Below are 19,828 nucleotides of genomic sequence, written 5' to 3' on the forward strand. Positions count from 1 at the left end.
CGAGAGGAGCTTGTGGTGAGAGAGTCGAAAGTAGCAGGCAGCGCTGGCTAATATTTAGGTTTAATTGTCTGAATTTAAAAGAAAAGGGTTGACATGCACTGTCAACCCTTCCAAGATTTTCTCGCTTCTCGCTTCTCGCTTCTCGCTTCTCGCTTCTCGCTTCTCGCTTCTCGCTTCTCGCTTCTCGCTTCTCGCTTCTCGCTTCTCGCTTCTCGCTTCTCGCTTCTCGCTTCTCGCTTCTCGCTTCTCGCTTCTCGCTTCTCGCTTCTCGCTTCTCGCTTCTCGCTTCTCGCTTCTCGCTTCTCGCTTCTCGCTTCTCGCTTCTCGCTTTACTCTTCTTTGTTGGGCCCGGTAAACCGAATATCTTGCAAGTTAAAGCCCAACTCCATATCTGTCTTTAGTGCTGCAATTTGCTTACATTTACGCGCTGACTCTATATGCTCGTCGAGTTTCTTACGGTATTTAGCGGGTAGCTCATCACTGGCATAGGCTTGCTCGATGTTGTCAAACTGGGTCAATATCTCTTTGGCCGCTTTAGGTCCTACGCCTGGAATGCCTGGCACCTGACTTGAGCTAATTCCGGCAAGTCCCCAGTAATCGGCAAGCTGATGGGGTTTAACACCAAACTCCATTTCAATAAAAGGCTCATCCAGCCAACGATGCTGGAAGTAATCACGGATTTGTAGTGTCGGTGAAAGTAACTGACAGTAGCCCTTATCTGTCGAGATGATGGTTACTTTCTCGTTGTGACTGGCTACTTTCATTGCCAGCGTAGCAACCAGATCATCCGCCTCATCACCATCAGAGAGTAGTGAGTCTATGCCAAGTTTCCACCAGGCGTCTTGAATCGCTTCCAGACCGTTCATCAGCGGCTCAGGCATAGGTTTACGATTTTCCTTGTACTGTGGCAGGACCTCTGCACGCCAGCCGCGTTCCTGTAAGTGATGATCAAAGACCGCAATAATATGGGTCGGCTGTGATTCATTTAAAATTCGTTGAATAGTACGAGAAGTGGTTGCTATGGTTCTTGCTATATCGGTTGGGTCAGGCTGCGCCGAATGGACACGGCGGATCAGGTTTAGAGCATCGATGATAACAAGATGAATAGACATAAAAATCAAAAAAATAAGGGCACAGGGCCCTTATTGTATCGGAAGAAGCTAATATTGCCAGTGACTAACTACTGGTCTTAATTTGATAGCATGGTTCGTAAGCGGTACCACCAGGTAATTTCATACGATCCTGCTCAACAAAGTCTCTCAGCAACTTATCCATTTTCTTCATCAGACTTGCGTCGCCATCAAGGGTAAATGGACCGTGGCGTTCGATTTCTCTAATCCCTTCAGCCTTAACGTTACCGGCGACGATGCCTGAGAAGGCCTGACGCAGCGCAGCAGCTAAATTCTCAGGACGCTGGTTCATATGTAGGTCGAGGCTCGACATATTGTCGTGGGTCGGATCGAACGGGAGCTGGAACTCAGGTTCAATCTTAAGTGACCAGTTGAAGCTGTAAGCGTCGCCGGTATCTTTGCGGTACTGGCGAACATCAGCCATGCTCTGTTTCATGATTTGAGCAACCTTAGCTGGGTCATCAACAACAATCTGGTAGTGTTTTTGTGCATCTTCACCCAGCGTATCGCCGATAAAGCGGTCGATTGAACGGAAGTACTCCTCACTCTCTTTCGGACCTGTCAGAACGATAGGCAGCGGTTGGTCAGCATTATCCGGGTGCATCATGATGCCAAGAATGTAGAGCAGCTCTTCTGCAGTACCTGCACCGCCCGGGAAGATAACGATACCATGAGCCATGCGAACAAAGGCTTCGAGACGCTTCTCAATGTCCGGCATGATGACCAGTTCATTAACGATTGGATTTGGCGGCTCAGCAGCAATGATTGACGGTTCGGTCAGACCAAGGTAACGCTGCTCGTAGTAACGTTGCTTAGCATGGCCGATAGCGGCGCCTTTCATTGGCCCTTCCATCGCACCCGGTCCACAACCGGTACAGATGTTCATCTCGCGCAGGCCTAACTCGTTACCGACCTCGCGAGTGTACTGGTATTCTGTAGGGTTAATAGAGTGACCACCCCAGCAGACTACAAGGTTAGGCTCGATGCCCGGAGTCAGTGCGCCAGCGTTACGCAAGATGCCAAATACCAGGTTAGTAATGTGGCTCGCGTTGGTTAAGTTAAGTCGCTGGTTATCTGCAAGGTGCATGTTGACGTAAACAATGTCACGAAGCACTGAGAACAGGTGTTCCTGGATACCCTTGATGATTTCGCCATCGACAAACGCATGTTCAGGAGCGTTGTTTAGTTCAAGCTTAATCCCGCGTTCGCGGCGTACGACGTTAACATCAAAAGATTTATATTTGTCCAACAGCTCTTTGGAGTTATCGGTATGGCTGCCCGAGTTCAGTACCGCCAGAGTACAGTTACGGTAGAGTTGGTATAGATCACTCGCAGCAGTTTTCTTAAGGCGCTCAACTTCGAGTTGAGAGAGTAAGTCCATACTGCCAGCTGGACTGATATGCGTGATCATAGTGACCTCCTTGAACAATTCACACTCAAGTTGAGTGCTTTATCGTTGTTATTCTTGTCCTTCCACGCTGCTAATTAGTCATGCTTAGTGAGCAACGGTCTTTTAAGCTTAGCAGGTTTTTGATGATAAGAAAGCTAACTGTTTGATATATATAGATCAATCACAGTTTAAAACGAGTGGCAGGGATGGAGGTCGGAGGGTTAGCGCCAGACGAGCTGGTTCTTACCAATGCTTTTTGCCTCATTAAGGCATAAGTTTATGCGCTCCAGAACTTCTTCTGGCGTATCCGAGTCTTTAAATGCGGTGCTCGCCGCCGATAGGGTAATCGTCAGGTTGCGGTCACGGAATTTGAATGGCAGTTTGGATACCTGAGTCTGAATGGTCTGAATCAGGTTAAATGCATCAGTATCATTCACTTCAGGCAGTAGCAGAATGAACTCTTCACCAGAAAAACGGGCGACAGTGTCTGTGTCCTGAAGTTCTTTTTTGATGGTTCTAGCAATGATTTTCAGCGCTTTATCACCGGCAGCGTAGCCAAAGCTATCGTTGATTGCCTTAAACCCGTCAATATCAAGCAGGACAATACGTAAGCAGTGTTGAGCACGAATCCAGCGGCGGTACTCTAACTCTAGTCTGTCAGTAAAGGCAGCTCGGTTATAGACCTTGGTCAGAGGGTCGAGCAGCATTCTCTGTGCCTGATCTTCTAAACGACGACGGTAATCCTGAGTAACCTCATATAAGGCTTCGAGTTGATTCTTGCCATAGTCCATGCGATCCAGTAACGCTTGCTCACGTTGTTCGGCGTGCTTGAGACGCTCAGTTAATGAGTTAAGCTGCGCGAGTAGTGGATTCACCTGAGTTTTCAGTGACTCGAGATCTTTCGCGCCAGTAACTTTTGCCTGAGTATCATTGAGCAGTTCAGTCAGCTCGCCGCTCATCTCCTGGCGGTGGTCGAAATAACTGTGGGATTGCTGGACGTTTTGTGCTGAACTTTTTAGTGAAGAGGACAGCGATGCGTTGACTTGCTCAAGGAACTGCTCTGAAGTCTTACGCTCATAATGCGTTCCTTCAATCACTAGTTTGAGAGTCTGGAGCGTCATCTCAAGTAAAACGTGGCTGTTAACCCCTATCAGTAGCTTGGCACGAATATCAGCCAACAGATCACCAGATTCACCTTCAAAATCGAGCTCAGTGATCAAGTGCTGTAACTCTTCAGAAAGTCTTAACAGCAATTCACGGTCGGAACTGCTCGATATCTGATTAATACTGAATTCTGGATTGGAAGTAATGATTTTGACTGAGCGTTCATAGAGCCCAAGTAAACGTAGCGCTTGTTCTGCTTTAGAGTGTTCAAGGCCGCTTGAGTAACTGAGCAGATCACGTAGATCGCGTTTAATCTTAGCTGGCAGGCCAGTAAGACGCAGCAGCGTTTCGCCACTGTGCTTTATTTGCGTATCTAAATGTTCTGTCTGTTTTTCCATAGCCAAGCCTTGTTGTTTAAGCAAGCGTTCTAATACCGCTAGCTTAGGTATTAGTGTACTGACGTCTTGTTGTTGCTCGATAGCTTGTTTTAATTCTATTAGACCCGTCTGTAATCGAGGGTTTTCACTTTTATAGGCGTTACTAAGCGACGCAATGATGCGTTGGAGTACCTTTTGCTCTCGTTTAAATTTGAACGAGGTATCCCTTTGTGTCAATCGAACTTGTTCCAATTGAGATTTCAGGTTGTGCAACTGTGACTGAAGATCTTGTTCGAGAACGCCCATGAAAATATAAACTTAAAGATGGAATCTATTTTATTAATTAATCTGTCGATAATATCAAATAAAACGGGTGCGTCACGACTTACCACGTTTGATTGACGAGCTTTTACTCATCTTTTAGTAGTTTTTTGATGCTGTCCTCATTCTTGAACGATGAGTGTACTTTTATTAGCCCCTGGTTGATTGAATGCTTGCACGCCTTGCGGATATTACCAGTGGCTAAACTTGCAGCAGGAGCATTTTCAATTGCCTTGAGATAGACCCACTGGCTTGAATGCTCTTTCATACTCAAGGTGCGAGCTGTGCTGGTTGACATTAATAGCACATCAATTAGTTCCTTATCATTAACCGCGGTATAGGCTCTTGGCAGGAACGGGTAGTCCGCCATACCAATCCGGATAACACGGTTAAGGCTCCTTTGTGGTTTAAAGTCCATGATCCATTGTTGGATCTTTTCGAACACCACTTCAGGGTCGGTAGCATCCTTACCATTGGGCTCAATATAGAGCAGGTTAGCATCAGAAAAGTGGTAGATACGAGCCGGATGTTCCACTCGCTCTTTTAAGTAATCACCAAATGCCCGCTCAAGTTTCAGACCTTCTTGATAACCATGTTGAAGGTACATATTACGCAGGAATGGTACGTCAATCATAACAAAGCGCAGACGGTCATTCAGCGGTTCATGAATCAGTTCACCGACATGCCATTTTTCAAACTTGTGACTGCTCTCTTCAAGCGACGCAGGCAATTTAGCATTGAGCATACGTAAATTTTTCAATCCAGAACGGGAATGGGTGTAGAGATCGTCGTTAAGTTCATCCAACTCATCTTTCTGAACATTGATTACGTGACCACGGCGCATCAGGAAGATGAATAGCAGGGCACAGAGGATGAACAGAGTGAAGGTAATGTTCTGGAACTTACGATACTCGTTGTGTGTTCTCTCCAGTTGTTCTTGCTGGCCATTAAGATGAAGAGTCTGTTCGACAAACTCCTTCTGTTGACGAAACGCATCTTCACTAATTAAATCAAGCTCTTGCTGCTCAATGGTTGCCAGCGAGTTGTACTGTTCAAGATACTCAAGAGCAAGCTTGTACTGCTTATCAAGTTCGTAGCCAAGGTACAGTAACTGATAGGCAGATTTTTGGGTGCTGATATCTTGCTGCTGTTCCGCTATCTCTAGAGCGTTACGAGCTTTAGTAATTACCTTTTGAGGCTCTTTTTTATGCAAAGCCAGGCCAGATTCAAGCAAAAATGCGTAAGATTTTAAGCGTGGAATATCGGCATAGTTGAGCAGTTCTTGCGCTCGATCCAGATACTGCTCCGCAAGGGGGTAATTGACCAGATGCAGGTAGGTCGCTGCAAGAGAAATACGAATCTCAATCACACTTTCAATATTGTTCTGCATTCGCTCATGATCCATAGCATTGAAGTAGTGGACCAGAGCTAAATTGTATTTTGCCTGTTGAAAGTAGATGTCGCCCATGCTTTTCAGTATTGGCGCCAGAACAGGGGAGTTTTGATAATTGTCGAAAAAGTCAGCCGCCTGAGAGTAGTGGTCATTGGCTTTGTCCAATACCTTACGCTCGTAAAACAGTTGGCCGAGAATTTGGTTTACTTCGGCTAATTGACGAGCAGAGTCAGTTTCAATTGCCTTCCAGTAACTCATTAACAGCTCAGACAGGGCACGGTTGTACTTCTTGTTAGCAAGTAAGTGTTTACCAACCGTAGTATGGTACTCAATCCAGGTGTGGATGGACTTAGCACTTTCCACATAGGGTTTGGCCGCAAGGTAGTATTGATCGGCAATACTAATCTCACCTTCTTTCGAAGCAATAGCCGCTTTAAGCATGGTGATGTTGTACTTGAGACCGCGAGCGAGTTGCTGAGCATTATCTATCTGACCGAACTCTTGCTCGATTTGCGACAGCGCTTCTCGTGCTTTTATTGCGTTACCATCGATCAGCCAGTTGATGCGGATTTCAACCAGTTTAGTTTCGACCAGTAAATAAGGCAGTTTGTACGTTTCAGCCAGTGCTTTGGCTTCTTGTAAGTACTTTTGAGCGCCATGCAGGTTGCCGATATTGAATTCAGCGCGCGCCAGAATACGTAATGCATCTATAGTGCTCCCCGGAGTTCGGGTGCGACCATCTGTCTCATCGCGGGAAATACCTGATGGGCTCTGCTCAGTTTTGTCTGATAAGGTACGCTGGTTCAGATAGTTAGTCGCCAGTTGTTTCGCTTGTTTGGGAACAATGTTGACCAGACTGTTTGCTTCATTCAGTGATGGCGAAGAGTAAATCGTACTCGCCATCAATGGTGAAGACACCATTAGCAGTAAAGTGCACAAATAGTGTTTCCAGCGTATCGTTATCATCCTGAGTACTTCCTATTGGCGAGCCATACGTTGATTGTGGTTAGGCTGCCCATTAACGTTAGAACGGTATGGGTTGATGTCCAGACCACCACGGCGCGTGTAACGTGCGTATACGGTTAATGACTCAGGCTGACAAAACTCCATGATGTCAGTGAAGATTCGTTCAACACACTGCTCGTGGAATTCGTTATGTTCGCGGAACGAAACGATGTAGCGCAGAAGTGCCTCACGGTCGATTTGCTTACCTTTGTATTGAATTTCAACACTGCCCCAGTCAGGCTGGTTAGTAATCAGACAGTTCGATTTCAATAAGTGACTATGTAAGCTCTCTTCAACAATGTCGCCAGTCGCAGCGCCTTGAATAAGAGTACGATCAAAGTCGTAGCTGGTGATCTCGATATCCTGATCGTCAATGCAATCGCCATCCATAGTGACAACAACAGAATCGGTGTAGTCAACGACTGAACGAATAGTTACCGAAACTTCTTCGCCAGCGCAGTGAGACAAATCTTTTACTAATGCTCGCTCAACCTCATCCCAGCTCGCAAATCGAGTTTGATTAAAGCTATTCAGGTAAAGTTTGAACGATTTTGACTCAATCAAGTTAGTGCTGGTCGCGGGAATGGAAACCTCGCCAATCGCAACTTGAGGTAATCCTTTTTCGTTTAGCCAAGAGAGCTCATACAGAGTCCAGATATCGCAGCCCTGAAACGGTAGAGTATCACCCAGATCGAGGTCGTCGCGGTTAAGACTACGAGGTACGGGTTGAAGTAAGCTTGGGTCGTACTGGTTTGAATACTCAGTCTTTTGACCTAAGGTTAGGCCCGCTAGCTCTTTAGCGTCAGAATATTTGCTCATACTTTTGTTCGTTTTCTATTAGAATGTCGAGAATTTTACGCAATCCCGCTGTTAAAAGCGAATATTCATGTTGGAGAATCTAATGGCTGATAGTGCTTTACAAGCGTTACTCTCATTTAGTGAAAAATACCGTCAGGCACACTTAGATGCACTGGGACATTTACCGACCAGCAGCGAGCTGGTGGATTTGGTATCGCCTTGTGTCGAAACAAAAAGTGCCGATTCGGTAGAGTGGCAGGCTTGTCAGCGAGAAACGCCGGCAGATTTTACTAACGTTGAAAACGGTATCGAGCTAACTTTGCACCAAGATATCAAAACCTTCTACGGCTCTCAGTACAGTGCTGATATGGAGGCAACGTGGCAAGGTAATGAGCTGACGTTACTTCAGGTCTGGAGCGATGATGATTTTGTGCGTCTTCAGGAAAACATTCTTGGTCACCTGGTGACTCAGCGCCGACTAAAACTCAAGCCTACTGTTTTCATTGCGGCAACAGACGCTGAACTGGACGTAATCTCGATTTGTAACCTGTCTGGTAACGTGATTCTGGAACGTTTAGGCACTGACAAGCGTGATGTTCTGGCACAAGATATCAGTGAGTTCTTAGCTAACCTAGAGCCTGTGGTGTAACCATGTACGTTGTTGAACTTCAGTTCGAGTGTTTCGATAACACCACAATTACCGCAGTTGATAAGGCGATTAATGGTTTGATGGACGCACTGCGTTACAACGGCCAGGTGCTAGGGCGTGAATTCCCTATTGTGATGGGTGAGGGCGAATTTTACGTACGTGTAGTCTGTCCTGAACAAGACAGTTTGCACCCGAGCTACCATTCAGACTTTGTAAAAGTTTGCTTAAATCGTCTGACAGAAGCGTGCTTGTTGGCGCCTAAAATGCGCCTGCTTGGCCGAGATCTGAATTCGGAACAGGCCGCAGAGCAAGAGGCACCGAGCTGGCAGGTGCTTTACACCACATATGTTCACACCTGCTCACCACTGCGTAGTGGCGAAACCCTTTTACCGATTCCACTTTACCGCAATGACCCAACTCTCAACGGTGACCATAAAGCGGTGATCAAGTGGCAAACTGAGTGGCAGGCGTGTGATGAAATTCAGATGGCTGGTGGTTGCAGAGCAGAGCATGCAGCATTGCATGAGATTTGTGAAACTGACAGTGTGCTATTCAAACGTGGCTGGGATTTACGCGGTCGAATTGAATACATCACTAAGATCCCTACTTACTACTACCAATATCGTGTCGGTGGTAAGAGTCTAGCGGAAGAGAAGGAGCGTAAGTGCCCTAAGTGTGGCGGTGAGTGGTTACTCGATGAGCCTCTACACGATATCTTTTACTTCAAATGCGATGATTGCCGAATCGTCTCTAACATCTCTTGGGACCACATCAAGTAGTGGTTTAGCCGACAATAAAAAGACCCGCAGTTATTGCGGGTCTTTTTCGTTGTGATTCTCGGTTTTGCTCTCTGACTCTTTTGGTGAATCAGGCTTTTTGTCCATCTGACCAAACTTCATTTTGGCGGTGTACTTTAGCGCGGCAATGTTACCAATGATGACACTAAGAACAATAAAGATGATAACCCAAGGGTTGGTAAGAAGTTCCATCACGGTACCTGCTGACAAATATTGCTAATAAACTGATTGTAGATCGTTTCTAGCTGGCCTAACACCGCTTGTTTACCCAAAATGGGAGCTGTACTCAGTTGTTGCTCAAGAGTTGTTACGCTGAGTTTTTTTAAGCACAGTTCAGCCGTTTGCCAATGGCTTATATGCCATGGCTCTGGGGCTACACCACCAAGGTCTTCGGCATAGGGGAAAAAGAACCCGTGTAGAGCAAGATTCTCTTTCAACCAGACGTAGAACTTAGCCTGATGACCAGTAAGGTATTCCCATGGCTCAAGTTGTAACTGAGTGTCGGCAGGCAGACTGTCGCGGTCAAACAGATCGAAGTCCGTTCCCCAGTGATGACGACTGCCCCCCGGAAGTGCTGACCAGCGTAAAATAGCCATCACTTTCTGTTGCTCAGACAGGGAATCCGCTTCCAATGGCTGACTGTCACTGTCCAAAATTGCTGTTCTACCTGACATCTTATTGTTCCAGATGGTTTTCTGGCGTTCAAAGTCGCGAAAACCGCTGGCGATGTTGAGATTAAAACCTGCCTGAGCAGCAGACGCTTTGAGTGACAAAAGATCCTGGCTCACCTGTGGGTGAACCAGAAAGGTTTTTTGTCCAACGATAGTTTCCACCAGATGGGAGCTGGTTTGTCCGGTTAGCTGCTCAGGAGTCATTATCACGCCAATAGGTTGTCTAATGTTTTCTGGTACATTTCAGTTAACTTCTCAAGGTCTGCGACTTTTACACACTCGTTGACCTTGTGAATGGTTGCGTTAACCGGACCAAGTTCCACCACCTGACCACCCATGCGGGCAATAAAGCGGCCATCAGATGTACCACCAGTGGTTAGTAGGGCTGGCTTAGTTTGGTTTACCGTATCAACAGCATCGACAACCGCGTCAAGCAGCGCGCCGGTATCTGTCAGGAACGGGTCACCATTGAAAGTCCACTTCAGATCATAATCAAGGTCATGTTTATCCAGAGTCTCTGTCACTCGCGCAACGATCACGTCATTGCTGAGTTCTGTACTGAAACGTAGGTTGAACTGAACGTTAAATTCACCTGGAATGACATTCGATGCACCAGTGCCTGCGTGTACATTCGGGATTTGGAAACTGGTTGGCGGGAAGTAAGCGTTGCCTTGGTCCCATTCCGTTGTTGCCAGTTCATTAATCGCCAGCAAAGACTGATGCACTGGGTTGCGCGCCAGATGTGGGTAAGCTACGTGGCCCTGAATTCCCTTCACCGTCAGGTCACCAGTAATTGAGCCGCGACGACCGTTTTTAACTACGTCGCCAACCACTTCGGTACTCGAAGGCTCACCCACGATACACATATCGATGTTCTCACCACGTTCCATAAGAGTTTCGACCACTCGAACGGTACCGTTAATGAAAGGGCCCTCTTCATCTGAAGTGATAAGGAAACCAATAGAACCTTTATGGTTTGGGTTCTCAGCAATGAACTGCTCAACAGCAACAATCATACTTGCCAGCGAGCCTTTCATATCCGCTGCACCGCGACCGTGTAGGAACTCACCTTTGATGGTTGGTTCAAAAGGGGGAGTATCCCACTGCTTAAGTTTTCCTGCTGGTACTACGTCGGTATGGCCAGCAAAGGCAAACAGTGGAGCTTCTGTACCACGGCGAGCCCAGAAGTTAGTGGTATCTTCAAATACCATCACTTCGATATTAAAGCCCAGTGCTTTAAGGCGTTCGATCATTACCTCTTGGCAGCCAGCGTCTTCTGGGGTTACTGATTGACGGCTAATTAAATCTTTTGCGAGAGCCAGAGTTGGGCTGTCTGTCATCCTTGAAATCCTTTACTTACTTTATGAAAAAATGGCGGCGTACTGGTCGGCTTTAAAACCAAGGTGGTAGTCATCGTTGGCTAGCAGAATAGGGCGCTTGATCATGGCTGGTTGTTCAACCAATAGTTCAACAGCGCTCGCCTGATCGAGGTTGTCTTTTTGCTCTTGGGTTAGTTGGCGATAGGTAGTGCCACGTTTGTTAACGACGTTCTCCCAGCCAAGCTGCTGACAAAATGTCTCTACCATTGCCTTATCGATACCTTGTTTTCGGTAGTCGTGAAAGCTGTATTCCACTCCCTCTGCTTCAAGCCATCTTTTGGCTTTCTTGATGGTGTCGCAGTTAGGGATGCCATACATAGTGATTGTCATACTAGAACCTTTGAAAGTGACTTTTTTAATATGTTTTCTGCATCCTAGCAGGAACTACACAGCGAGACAAAAGTGTGATGGATATATTTCATTGAGCTAAAAAAAGATGTTTCAAACGATGACGATCGTAGAGTTTTTGATCAAACGCAACACACGCTTAAGCAAAACAGAAATAATGACTCTAGAAATTTATAGGAGGTATCAATGGAATTGAGTCCTGTCTTTGCAAGGCGCTTATATCTTGCACTGCTTGTCGAAAATTTAGAGCGGCCAAATGTGCCGAAACTGATTGAGCAAACAGGCTGGCCGCGTCGCACTATTCAAGACGTGATTAAAGCATTACCGGGAATTGGCATTGAGCTGATGTTTGTCCAAGATGGCAGACGTCATAACGATGGTTATTACCAGTTATCAGATTGGGGACCGTTTGATAGTCAATGGGTTACTGAACGTCGATCGGATATCGCAGCCAGTTTAGGTTTTAGTGCCTAGCAGTGAATTTCCAACCTAGCGAGTTACTCGCTAGGTTTTTTACTTTCTGGTCCCTTTATCTGGGCAAACATAAGCATTACCCATCACGGTAAATGACGTCACAAAATCTTGGGGCTGTACCAGATAAACGGTATTCGCACCTAATTGATGAGCCCGGTTTTTGACATCATTGAGCGCCCCTCTAACCAATACGTCATTGGGAAAAAACAGGTAGCTGTACCAGTGACCTTCACTACCCGTCACTTCACCTAGCCATTGGCAATCAGCAGCGTCAAACTGACCATCTAACCTTAAATGAACCTCTGAGGCGTCGCTATTTATCTTGGTATATGGGGTTGTACAACCTGCCAGTAGTAACGTACCGAGAGAAGCAGTTAATAGCTTATTTTTGAGTGACATAAACAAAAAATCCTATCCAACTTACGATGAGTAGCAGCCAAGGCAGCATTGAGGCTTTTTCTGATTTTTGTTGAGGAACGATTTGTTGCTCAGTGACTTGTGCTTGATTAGCCTGCTTCGCTTTTTGTACTTTCTTTTTAGCTTTATCGGCCTGACGTGAGCGCTCTTTTTGCTGCTTCTTGTATTGAGCGATGCCTTTTTCAATTCCTTGAGCAATGAGTTTAGTCTGTTCTTTAGTCTGACCGGGTTTTTGTGTCGCTTTGGCAATTTTCATTGCTTCTTGTTGTGTTTCCTGTGAAGGGACAACTTTGTTTTTCATGTTAATAGGTCTAGCTAGATCAAAGATGCTTTTATCCTATCACGATATAGTTATGAAATGATGATCAAAAGCTTAGCTATGCCGATGAAACGAACTCTTCTCGCCAGTTTGGTACTCGCTATCCCTTTGTCTCTTTGGTGGCAAGGGCAGGCTCCCGAGTTACCCAAGCCTCTGGAACGAGCTGCACCTTCTGACTGGATGAATTCGTTACAGGATAAGCTTAAGCAAGATCCCAATCAGGGAGAATTATGGTTTCAGCTTGGTCATGGCTATATGAATAAACAGGAATTTCTTGCTGCATTGACCTGTTTTGATTATGCGGTGCGGTTGAGCGATAACCCTTCGGCAAGTCAACTCGCGGCCAAAGCGAGTGCGCTCTACTATCTTGAGAAACAGGTTGTGACAGAAGAAGTGCAAGCCCTGCTAGATCAAGCCTTAACTCTTGAACCTGATAATCTTACCGCTCTGGCTCTTATTGCTGGTGATCACTTTATCAGTCTGCGTTATCAGCAAGCGATCGATACCTGGACTCAAATGCTTGATTCCAATAGTACTGAACTTGACCGCGTATCTATCATCCATTCATTGAATCAGGCAAAAGAGCTGCTCTGAGAAATTATGACTGATAAGCGTGATTCTCTATAATTGAACGATAAAAAAACCGGCGTGATATACGCCGGTTTTTAGTTATTAGGTTAACTACTAGTATTCAGACTCACGCTCTTGCGCCGCTTTGTCCCAATCAGGTACAACTGTTTTGAGGAAGTTTTGCTTATCAGCGTTCATCTTATCCATATCCATGCCTAGTGCTTTTTGCGCAGCAGCTTTGGTCGAGATGTCAGGCAGCTCAACTGGCTCTGTGATGCCTTTTTTCGCTAATAGACGAACGATCTTAGTACGAGCATCAGCAGCACGGTCTACCGCGGTACCTAACACCTCAAGTGCAACTTCAGGCGCATGCATATGAACGCCGTGTGACGCGATAGCGTAATCCCAACGCCATTGCGCATGACGGATATCCTGAAGAATGTCTTTCATTTCCGCTTCAGTTGCGCCAGCATCCCAAGCGGCACCCGCTTCAAAGTGCGCCGCAACAATTTGCTTCTCAGCGGTCAGTTTCATGTTAAGTACTTGCGCTTTACGAGTAGAAACTATGTCGCGTAATTGCTCTTTTGATTGGGTGTGACAGTTAGCACAGGTATCTTCAAAGCGATCAAACGGGTTACCTACTTTGTGGTCTGTATATACCGTACCATCTTCCTTGGTCACTTTAGGCATATGACAGTCAACACACGCGACTTTGTTTTTGCCGTGGATGCCATCACGCCAGGTTTCATAGCCAGGGTGCTGAGCTTTGAGCATCGGTGCCTTAGACACTTTGTGAGTCCAGTCTTTGAAGCCTAGAGCGTCGTAATACTCTTCCATATCATCGACAGTGGTTCCTTTATCCCAAGGGAATTTGACTGACTTGTTTGGTCCAGTAAAGTAGTACTCGACGTGACACTGACCACACACAGAAGCTTGCTGATCAAGTCTGGATTGTTTTTCAAATGGTTTATCAATGGCCTGGAACGCGCGTTCTACATAAGGTTTTGCCAGTGCGAGTGCTGGTTCTCCATTTTTGAACTCTTCGCTGCGGGTATCGTGACAGTCTGCACAGCCAATCGGGTTAGCAATTTGGTCACCCAGACGAGCCCATTTACCCTCAAAGTAGCCGTCTTCACCACGTTCATCGATCACTCGACCTACGTCAGGGCTCTTACAACTCCAACAAGCCATTGGCATTGGGCCTGAGTTTTCATCTTGTGGTGCGCCTGTACGCAGAGTCTGTCTGACATCATCAAGCGCATAAAAGTGGCCGCGAGCCTTGTTGTAGTCTTTGGCAAAGCCATAGCCAGCCCATAAGATCACCATGTTAGGATCTTCAGCTAACGCATCTTCGATATGTTCACTTTCTGATGTTGCTTTCCATGACTCGTACTGGTCTGGGTGTTGTTGCTGGTAGGCGTCATTGCGCGGGTCAATTAAGCCTTTGTCGTCGGACGCAGCAAAGCTGGTGACACTCAGTAGTGAGCTGGCCACGATTGCTAATGCTGCAGCGGATTTCGGTATCCAATGCAATTTATTCACAGTGCTATCTCCGTATTCTGTTTTTATAAGCAGCGTTGTGAACTGGCTATATTCCAAACTAAGAACTGGAGAAACTGAAATACATTGTAATAAATAGAAATAAATTAAATAACTTGGTAATAAGTCTTCATTGTCTGAGATCAATTTTGGCTAGTGATCCAGTTCAAATTAGCATCCCTATACCCCTAAAGGGGTATTTGAATTGATGTTCTAATTTAATGAAACTCATTATCATCAGTGACTTAGGTGGGTTTGGCTCAAAAAATATTCGGTGATGAAGATCGAATTTTGAACAGTTTTATATACCCCTTAAGTGTAGGTGGAGTACTATATTCCTTAATAGCGTTGTGGCTTTTCCAAAATAAGAATTGATCTCATTTGATGTGCTTTATTAGTGCATTGAAGGACTTTAATTTTTAACCGTATATCAAGTTATTGTTTATTCAGTAAATGGTACGGGAATAAGGAAAGGATAATATGGGCAATATAAAGTTGGCCATAGTCATAATGCTAAAATCCATTCTAGCATTCTGCCTCTATGGTTATTCTCTTCATGCCGTTGCCGACACTTCAACAGTGCAGTTTGAAGCCACATCAGCACGTCATGAAGTCACGCTTATCCGTGACAAAGATTACAAGTGTATTCAATGTCATAAGGATTCTAAAGACACCCTCTCTGGTTCACATGGTGAAGATGCACATAAGATTCTTGGCCGCGAAGTGAATTGTACCGAGTGTCATAACAACATTGGTCCAGATCACCGTGAGGGTGCTCCACAAGTCACCAAATACTCGAGTGCTCAATCAGCAGTGGGTACCGATAAAGTTTTTCTTGATCCGAAGGAAATACTCAAAGCCAATAGTCAATGTACCGATTGTCATACACCAGAAAGGTTGCGCGACGATGGCTGGACACATGATGTCCACGCCAAAAACCTGACCTGCTCGAACTGTCACGATGTTCATGGCAACAAAACCAAGGTGTTAGGACTGGAGCGTAAAGAGCGTATTAAGCTGTGTGTTGACTGCCACGCCGATTTTAATCAGCTGAAGAATAAGGAGAAGTAGTATGAGTTGTTCTAGACGAAACTTCTTAACTGGTGCCGGTGCGGTTATTTTTACCACGGGTGTTGCAGGTACTGCTGTGCTTAACAGTCGCAAGTCGCTGGCAAATGTCGAGCAGGATGGTAACAAGCTGTATGGCATGATCCACGATGAAACCGCTTGTATTGGCTGTACGGCATGTACCGAAGCGTGCCGAGAGGTGAATAAAGTACCGGAAGGTGTTTCTCGCCTTGAGATCATTCGTAGTGAGCCGCAAGGTGAGTTTCCTGATGTTGATTACCGTTTTACCCGCAAGTCTTGTCAGCATTGTGAAAATCCTCCTTGTGTTTATGTCTGCCCGACAGGAGCCGCTTACAAAGATGAGAAAACCGGCATTATTGATGTCCACAAAGAGAAATGTGTCGGCTGTGGCTACTGTTTAGCTGCGTGTCCATATCAGGTACGTTTCTTCAATCCTGAAGACCACTCCGCTGATAAGTGTAACTTCTGTCGCGACACCAATTTAGCACAAGGTAAACTTCCAGCTTGTGTCGAATCATGCCCGACTAAAGCATTGATTTTTGGTGATCTGAATGATCCAAATAGTGAGATTAATCAGGTGCTAAACAGTGAAGTTGTTTATCGAGATAAGGTACATCTTGGCACTAAGCCTAAGCTCTACAAAGTACCTCACCAGAAAGGGGAGATCTGATCATGAATGGTTTTGAAAATGCATTCCACTTTGACTCTCTGGTCTGGGACTGGATCATTGCAATTTATCTGTTTCTGGCAGGCATGTCCGCAGGTGCGGTGATGATAGCTCTGTATCTTAAGCGTAAAGTGATCGAAGGTGACCCGGCGAGTAATGGCATCATCAAAGCGATGGCCTGGCTGGCTCCGTTTGGCATCATTTCAGGGTTAACTATCCTGATTTTCCACCTGACTAAGCCTCTGTCATTCTGGAAAATCATGATTTTCTACAACCCTAGCTCGGTGATGTCTATGGGCGTAATCCTTTTCCAGGTTTACATGATTGTGTTGTTTATCTGGATTGGTATTTTGTTCCGTCACCAAATTATCAGTTTTTGTGAAGGTAAGTTGCCGGGTAAGCTGCTCGATTTTGCGGATGGCTTGCTGATTAAGTCAGGTAAGTACAGCAATGCTATCGAGCTGTTTTTAGGTTTCCTGGCGATTGTTCTGGCCGCATATACAGGCTTCCTGTTATCAGCTCTGAAAACCTACCCAATGCTGAATAATCCTGTACTTCCGATCCTGTTCTTGTTCTCAAGCCTGTCATCGGGCGCAGCAGCCTGTCTGATGTTCGGTATTTTGCTGTTTAAAGAGTCTGCAACCAGTCCTAGTGTGTCTTGGGTCCATAGCTTTGAACGTCCGGTTGTGATGTTTGAACTGTTTGTGTTGGTGACCTTCTTTACTGGCTTGATCTTTAGTGGTGGTCAGAATGAGGTCGCGGCATGGAACGCAATTGGCGGCGGTTTCTGGTCGAACTGGTTCTGGTTTGGTGTGGTACTGATAGGCATGGTACTGCCACTAACTCTTAATGCTGTAACGCCAAAAGAGACCCGTCATAACGGCGGTTATATCTTAATGGTGACAACGTTGAGTCTGGTTGGTGTACTTATGTTACGTACCTTTATCCTTTACGCCGGCCAAATGACGGTGGTGTAAATATGGTAGGAGAGTTTGGCCATTTTGCTTTGGTTTGGGTAACCCTTTCCAGCACTTTGTGTTGTGCACACTATGCCTGGCAAAAGTGGTTTGCTAGTGGTCATACTCTCGATTTATCTTTTATAGCGAGGCTTAACGGCGTGATGGCGTCGTTGAGTCTTATTGCGCTTGCCTACCTGTTTGTAAACGATCAGTTTCAGTTTCACTACGTTGCTTCTCATTCCAACTCTGCTCTGCCTGTGTTTTTCAAAGTCGCCGCCGTTTGGGGGGGACATGAAGGCTCAATGCTTTTTTGGGTTTTCACTCTGGCGTTATGGTCTTGCTGTATCTCCTTTATCCGTTCTGCTGCCAACCGATATCTGCAAGATGTGCTGTGGATTATGGGCTTGTTTATCGCGGCTTTTGGCTGGTTTACTCTGACGGCTTCTAATCCATTTAGTTACTCTGAGCTGTGGCTTGAACAGGGGCGAGACCTTAACCCTATGTTGCAAGATATTGGTCTGATTTTTCATCCGCCGTTACTCTATCTTGGCTATATAGGCTTCTCTACCGTGCTCGCTTTTGCAATCGCCGCTCTCATGCAGCCTGGTTTTTTCCATCAGTGGGTGAGGTTGGCGACTCCTTGGGTGATTTCCGCGTGGGCGTTTCTGACGCTAGGTATCTTAGTTGGCTCCTGGTGGGCATACAACGAGCTGGGTTGGGGCGGCTGGTGGTTTTGGGATCCGGTAGAAAATGCTTCGTTACTGCCATGGTTAACGGGAACCGCTCTGCTTCATGCGATGCTGGCGGCACGGCGTAAGGAGCAACAAAAACGCGCGGCTCTGATTCTCGCACTGGTTACTTTCTGTCTCAGTATCCTAGGTACATTTATCGTTCGTTCCGGTGTACTGACTTCTGTTCATGCATTCGCGGTTGATCCGGGTAAGGGGATTGCTTTACTCGTGATTTTGGCGCTCACCCTGCTTGGTTCTTTTTCGTTACTGTTTGAACGTGGCGATGTTGTTATAAGTAAGCCGATAACCGCCTTAGTCAGCCGCGGCTATTTAGCGCTCGTCTCAGTTGGACTGCTTGTGGTCGCGAGCTTTACCGTGTTTTTAGGCACCTTTTATCCGATGGTTTATGAATTGGCTGGTTTAGGCTCAGTATCCGTCGGTGCGCCCTACTTTAATACGCTGTTCTTACCACTAACCCTATTGGCTCTTCTGGCGATGGGCTTTGTGCCATTGTTGAAATGGCAGCGCGGTGGCTATTACTCATGGCGCCAGATCATGGCGATGTTTGTTGCTTGTCTGCTCGCGGGATGCCTGATTTATCTGGTACAGGTTGAACATCCTGCTGCGATCTTGCTGATTGTATGGGGACTGGCGATGTGGGTGTTGGTTAGCCATCTAGTTTTGGTGGTGAAACAGTCACGTTGCTCCTTTATGGCGCTCGCTCATCTCGGGCTAGCTATCAGCGCTGTCGGCGCAGTGATGAATGCAGAACATTCTTACGAAGCCAGCTATAAAATGAGTGATGGTACGTCGGTCAAGTTTGCAGACTGGCAAGTGGACTATCTGACCACCAACTGGACGATTGGCCCCAACTATACTGCTGAGCAGGCGGTGTTATATTTTTCCAGGCAAAACAAAGGATTTGAACTGGCACCAGAGCGTCGTCACTATCCAGTCCGAGTCATGAATATGAGTGAGCCTGCTATCGGTTCGTTCTGGCATGGGGATTACTATGTCACCCTTGCGAGTAAAGTAGATTCTCGTGCCTATGCAGTGAAGATCCAGTATAAAGCGTATATTGGCTGGATATGGGGTGGTGCGCTGATTGTTATGCTAGGGGCTCTGTTACCCTTGCTACCAAAACGACGTAAAGAGGCAGTGAATGGCGCTATCAAGCAAGCATAAAATAACGATTTTCATTATTGGATTAGCTGGGTTTATTGGTTTCCTTGTTGCCGGGCTCAATTCGCAGCAGTTTGGGCCTGATACTAAACCTGTAGTGCGCCAGTTTCCTGTTATGTCTGTTGAATTGTTGAACAGTGAGTTGCCCGTTAATAGTACTCAGCTGTTTTCGAATGATTACCAGCTGGTCAATGTCTGGGCGTCTTGGTGTGGGATATGTCGTCAGGAACATGAATATCTAAATCAACTGCAACAGCAAGGAGTCACGATTGTTGGCCTCAACTATCGTGATAAACGCTCTGGTGCCGTTAATTATCTTGGTCAGTTGGGTAACCCGTACTCAGAGATAATTTATGACCCTAAAGGGATGCTTTCGCTGGATCTTGGTGTGGTTGGTACACCTGAAACTTATTTAGTGACCAGAGAAGGCAATATAGTTTATAAGCACTTTGGCTTGCTGAACGAACGTGCGTGGAATAAACATTTTGCCCGCTACTTTGAACAGGGGCAGAGTTAGTT

Annotated in this window: 21 protein-coding genes; 9 read left to right on the forward strand and 12 right to left on the reverse strand. The window is 46.1% G+C overall.

Annotation, left to right across the window (positions count from 1 at the left end; genetic code table 11):
* Positions 1 to 329 precede the first annotated feature (329 nt).
* The 5 genes from xni to queF form a co-directional block, all read right to left on the reverse strand.
* Positions 330 to 1,112, reverse strand: coding sequence for a flap endonuclease Xni (gene xni, locus RH46_RS01930; RefSeq protein WP_006877715.1), 783 nt, complete (start codon positions 1,110 to 1,112; stop codon positions 330 to 332).
* Between the two features lie 64 nt (positions 1,113 to 1,176).
* Entirely contained in the window at positions 1,177 to 2,541 is a 1,365-nt protein-coding gene (ppnN, locus tag RH46_RS01935; protein ID WP_006877716.1) for a nucleotide 5'-monophosphate nucleosidase PpnN, read from the reverse strand.
* Between the two features lie 200 nt (positions 2,542 to 2,741).
* Positions 2,742 to 4,307, reverse strand: a complete 1,566-nt coding sequence (locus RH46_RS01940; protein ID WP_006877717.1) for a GGDEF domain-containing protein — start codon at positions 4,305 to 4,307, stop codon at positions 2,742 to 2,744.
* 103 nt (positions 4,308 to 4,410) lie between these two features.
* Complete coding sequence (locus tag RH46_RS01945; protein ID WP_006877718.1) at positions 4,411 to 6,681, reverse strand: tetratricopeptide repeat protein; 2,271 nt, start codon at positions 6,679 to 6,681, stop codon at positions 4,411 to 4,413.
* A gap of 12 nt (positions 6,682 to 6,693) precedes the next feature.
* Positions 6,694 to 7,539 carry an NADPH-dependent 7-cyano-7-deazaguanine reductase QueF gene (gene queF / locus RH46_RS01950; protein WP_006877719.1) on the reverse strand — a complete coding sequence of 282 codons (846 nt, stop codon included), beginning with the start codon at positions 7,537 to 7,539 and terminating at the stop codon, positions 6,694 to 6,696.
* A gap of 82 nt (positions 7,540 to 7,621) precedes the next feature.
* Between queF and syd the strand changes: the two genes are divergently transcribed.
* Entirely contained in the window at positions 7,622 to 8,167 is a 546-nt protein-coding gene (gene syd, locus RH46_RS01955; RefSeq protein WP_006877720.1) for a SecY-interacting protein, read from the forward strand.
* A 2-nt stretch (positions 8,168 to 8,169) separates the two neighbouring features.
* A complete protein-coding gene (locus tag RH46_RS01960; RefSeq protein WP_006877721.1) occupies positions 8,170 to 8,946 on the forward strand; it encodes a Zn-ribbon-containing protein in 777 nt (258 codons plus the stop codon).
* A 30-nt stretch (positions 8,947 to 8,976) separates the two neighbouring features.
* Here RH46_RS01960 and RH46_RS01965 read toward each other — a convergent pair whose 3' ends face one another.
* From RH46_RS01965 to RH46_RS01980, 4 genes are read right to left on the reverse strand one after another with little or no spacing between them, the layout of a single operon-like run.
* Positions 8,977 to 9,159 carry a DUF2897 family protein gene (locus RH46_RS01965; protein ID WP_239925987.1) on the reverse strand — a complete coding sequence of 61 codons (183 nt, stop codon included), beginning with the start codon at positions 9,157 to 9,159 and terminating at the stop codon, positions 8,977 to 8,979.
* The gene (locus tag RH46_RS01970) at positions 9,156 to 9,839 is read right to left on the reverse strand and encodes a M15 family metallopeptidase (RefSeq protein WP_006877723.1); all 684 of its coding nucleotides are present in this window, start codon (positions 9,837 to 9,839) and stop codon (positions 9,156 to 9,158) included. Before RH46_RS01970 ends, RH46_RS01965 begins: the two co-directional genes overlap by 4 nt.
* Before the next feature lie 2 nt (positions 9,840 to 9,841).
* Positions 9,842 to 10,975 carry a succinyl-diaminopimelate desuccinylase gene (gene dapE / locus RH46_RS01975; RefSeq protein ID WP_006877724.1) on the reverse strand — a complete coding sequence of 378 codons (1,134 nt, stop codon included), beginning with the start codon at positions 10,973 to 10,975 and terminating at the stop codon, positions 9,842 to 9,844.
* Between the two features lie 21 nt (positions 10,976 to 10,996).
* On the reverse strand, positions 10,997 to 11,344 hold the full coding sequence (locus tag RH46_RS01980) for an ArsC family reductase (RefSeq protein WP_040894850.1): 348 nt from the start codon (positions 11,342 to 11,344) through the stop codon (positions 10,997 to 10,999).
* Between the two features lie 204 nt (positions 11,345 to 11,548).
* On the opposite strand from RH46_RS01980, the gene RH46_RS01985 reads away from it, so the two are divergent.
* Positions 11,549 to 11,836 (forward strand): winged helix-turn-helix domain-containing protein, encoded by a 288-nt coding sequence (locus RH46_RS01985; protein ID WP_006877726.1) that lies wholly within the window; start codon positions 11,549 to 11,551, stop codon positions 11,834 to 11,836.
* A 39-nt stretch (positions 11,837 to 11,875) separates the two neighbouring features.
* Here RH46_RS01985 and RH46_RS01990 read toward each other — a convergent pair whose 3' ends face one another.
* Positions 11,876 to 12,235 (reverse strand): DUF4156 domain-containing protein, encoded by a 360-nt coding sequence (locus tag RH46_RS01990; protein ID WP_006877727.1) that lies wholly within the window; start codon positions 12,233 to 12,235, stop codon positions 11,876 to 11,878.
* Entirely contained in the window at positions 12,219 to 12,554 is a 336-nt protein-coding gene (locus tag RH46_RS01995) for a DUF2956 domain-containing protein (RefSeq protein WP_006877728.1), read from the reverse strand. Before RH46_RS01995 ends, RH46_RS01990 begins: the two co-directional genes overlap by 17 nt.
* 60 nt (positions 12,555 to 12,614) lie before the next feature.
* Between RH46_RS01995 and RH46_RS02000 the strand changes: the two genes are divergently transcribed.
* Positions 12,615 to 13,166 carry a TPR domain-containing protein gene (locus RH46_RS02000; protein ID WP_006877729.1) on the forward strand — a complete coding sequence of 184 codons (552 nt, stop codon included), beginning with the start codon at positions 12,615 to 12,617 and terminating at the stop codon, positions 13,164 to 13,166.
* Between the two features lie 90 nt (positions 13,167 to 13,256).
* On the opposite strand, the gene nrfA is transcribed toward RH46_RS02000, so the two are convergent.
* Positions 13,257 to 14,684: an ammonia-forming nitrite reductase cytochrome c552 subunit gene (gene nrfA / locus RH46_RS02005; RefSeq protein WP_006877730.1), complete on the reverse strand. Its 1,428-nt coding sequence runs from the start codon at positions 14,682 to 14,684 to the stop codon at positions 13,257 to 13,259.
* 477 nt (positions 14,685 to 15,161) lie between these two features.
* Here nrfA and nrfB point away from each other — a divergent pair, with 477 nt between their 5' ends.
* Genes nrfB through RH46_RS02030 form a run of 5 tightly spaced genes read left to right on the forward strand, consistent with a single transcriptional unit; the run spans position 15,162 to position 19,826 of the window.
* A complete protein-coding gene (gene nrfB / locus RH46_RS02010) occupies positions 15,162 to 15,752 on the forward strand; it encodes a cytochrome c nitrite reductase pentaheme subunit (protein WP_006877731.1) in 591 nt (196 codons plus the stop codon).
* 1 nt (position 15,753) lies between these two features.
* A complete protein-coding gene (gene nrfC / locus RH46_RS02015; RefSeq protein WP_006877732.1) occupies positions 15,754 to 16,440 on the forward strand; it encodes a cytochrome c nitrite reductase Fe-S protein in 687 nt (228 codons plus the stop codon).
* A 2-nt stretch (positions 16,441 to 16,442) separates the two neighbouring features.
* Positions 16,443 to 17,414 (forward strand): cytochrome c nitrite reductase subunit NrfD, encoded by a 972-nt coding sequence (gene nrfD / locus RH46_RS02020; protein WP_006877733.1) that lies wholly within the window; start codon positions 16,443 to 16,445, stop codon positions 17,412 to 17,414.
* A 2-nt stretch (positions 17,415 to 17,416) separates the two neighbouring features.
* The gene (locus RH46_RS02025) at positions 17,417 to 19,312 is read left to right on the forward strand and encodes a heme lyase CcmF/NrfE family subunit (RefSeq protein ID WP_006877734.1); all 1,896 of its coding nucleotides are present in this window, start codon (positions 17,417 to 17,419) and stop codon (positions 19,310 to 19,312) included.
* Complete coding sequence (locus RH46_RS02030; RefSeq protein ID WP_006877735.1) at positions 19,290 to 19,826, forward strand: DsbE family thiol:disulfide interchange protein; 537 nt, start codon at positions 19,290 to 19,292, stop codon at positions 19,824 to 19,826. The genes RH46_RS02025 and RH46_RS02030 overlap by 23 nt, the downstream gene beginning before the upstream one ends.
* The last annotated feature ends 2 nt before the right edge of the window (positions 19,827 to 19,828 follow it).

The organism is Vibrio brasiliensis LMG 20546, assembly GCF_000189255.1.
GTDB classification, from domain to species: Bacteria; Pseudomonadota; Gammaproteobacteria; order Enterobacterales; family Vibrionaceae; genus Vibrio; species Vibrio brasiliensis.

Excerpts from the sequence above, each read along its gene's own strand:
- xni (WP_006877715.1), bottom strand. The coding sequence starts at position 1,112 with ATGTCTATTCATCTTGTTATCATCGATGCTCTAAACCTGATCCGCCGT.
- ppnN (WP_006877716.1), bottom strand. The coding sequence starts at position 2,541 with ATGATCACGCATATCAGTCCAGCTGGCAGTATGGACTTACTCTCTCAA.
- RH46_RS01940 (WP_006877717.1), bottom strand. The coding sequence starts at position 4,307 with ATGGGCGTTCTCGAACAAGATCTTCAGTCACAGTTGCACAACCTGAAA.
- RH46_RS01945 (WP_006877718.1), bottom strand. The coding sequence starts at position 6,681 with ATGATAACGATACGCTGGAAACACTATTTGTGCACTTTACTGCTAATG.
- queF (WP_006877719.1), bottom strand. The coding sequence starts at position 7,539 with ATGAGCAAATATTCTGACGCTAAAGAGCTAGCGGGCCTAACCTTAGGT.
- syd (WP_006877720.1), top strand. The coding sequence starts at position 7,622 with ATGGCTGATAGTGCTTTACAAGCGTTACTCTCATTTAGTGAAAAATAC.
- RH46_RS01960 (WP_006877721.1), top strand. The coding sequence starts at position 8,170 with ATGTACGTTGTTGAACTTCAGTTCGAGTGTTTCGATAACACCACAATT.
- RH46_RS01970 (WP_006877723.1), bottom strand. The coding sequence starts at position 9,839 with ATGACTCCTGAGCAGCTAACCGGACAAACCAGCTCCCATCTGGTGGAA.
- dapE (WP_006877724.1), bottom strand. The coding sequence starts at position 10,975 with ATGACAGACAGCCCAACTCTGGCTCTCGCAAAAGATTTAATTAGCCGT.
- RH46_RS01980 (WP_040894850.1), bottom strand. The coding sequence starts at position 11,344 with ATGACAATCACTATGTATGGCATCCCTAACTGCGACACCATCAAGAAA.
- RH46_RS01985 (WP_006877726.1), top strand. The coding sequence starts at position 11,549 with ATGGAATTGAGTCCTGTCTTTGCAAGGCGCTTATATCTTGCACTGCTT.
- RH46_RS01990 (WP_006877727.1), bottom strand. The coding sequence starts at position 12,235 with ATGTCACTCAAAAATAAGCTATTAACTGCTTCTCTCGGTACGTTACTA.
- RH46_RS01995 (WP_006877728.1), bottom strand. The coding sequence starts at position 12,554 with ATGAAAAACAAAGTTGTCCCTTCACAGGAAACACAACAAGAAGCAATG.
- RH46_RS02000 (WP_006877729.1), top strand. The coding sequence starts at position 12,615 with ATGATCAAAAGCTTAGCTATGCCGATGAAACGAACTCTTCTCGCCAGT.
- nrfB (WP_006877731.1), top strand. The coding sequence starts at position 15,162 with ATGGGCAATATAAAGTTGGCCATAGTCATAATGCTAAAATCCATTCTA.
- nrfC (WP_006877732.1), top strand. The coding sequence starts at position 15,754 with ATGAGTTGTTCTAGACGAAACTTCTTAACTGGTGCCGGTGCGGTTATT.
- nrfD (WP_006877733.1), top strand. The coding sequence starts at position 16,443 with ATGAATGGTTTTGAAAATGCATTCCACTTTGACTCTCTGGTCTGGGAC.
- RH46_RS02025 (WP_006877734.1), top strand. The coding sequence starts at position 17,417 with ATGGTAGGAGAGTTTGGCCATTTTGCTTTGGTTTGGGTAACCCTTTCC.
- RH46_RS02030 (WP_006877735.1), top strand. The coding sequence starts at position 19,290 with ATGGCGCTATCAAGCAAGCATAAAATAACGATTTTCATTATTGGATTA.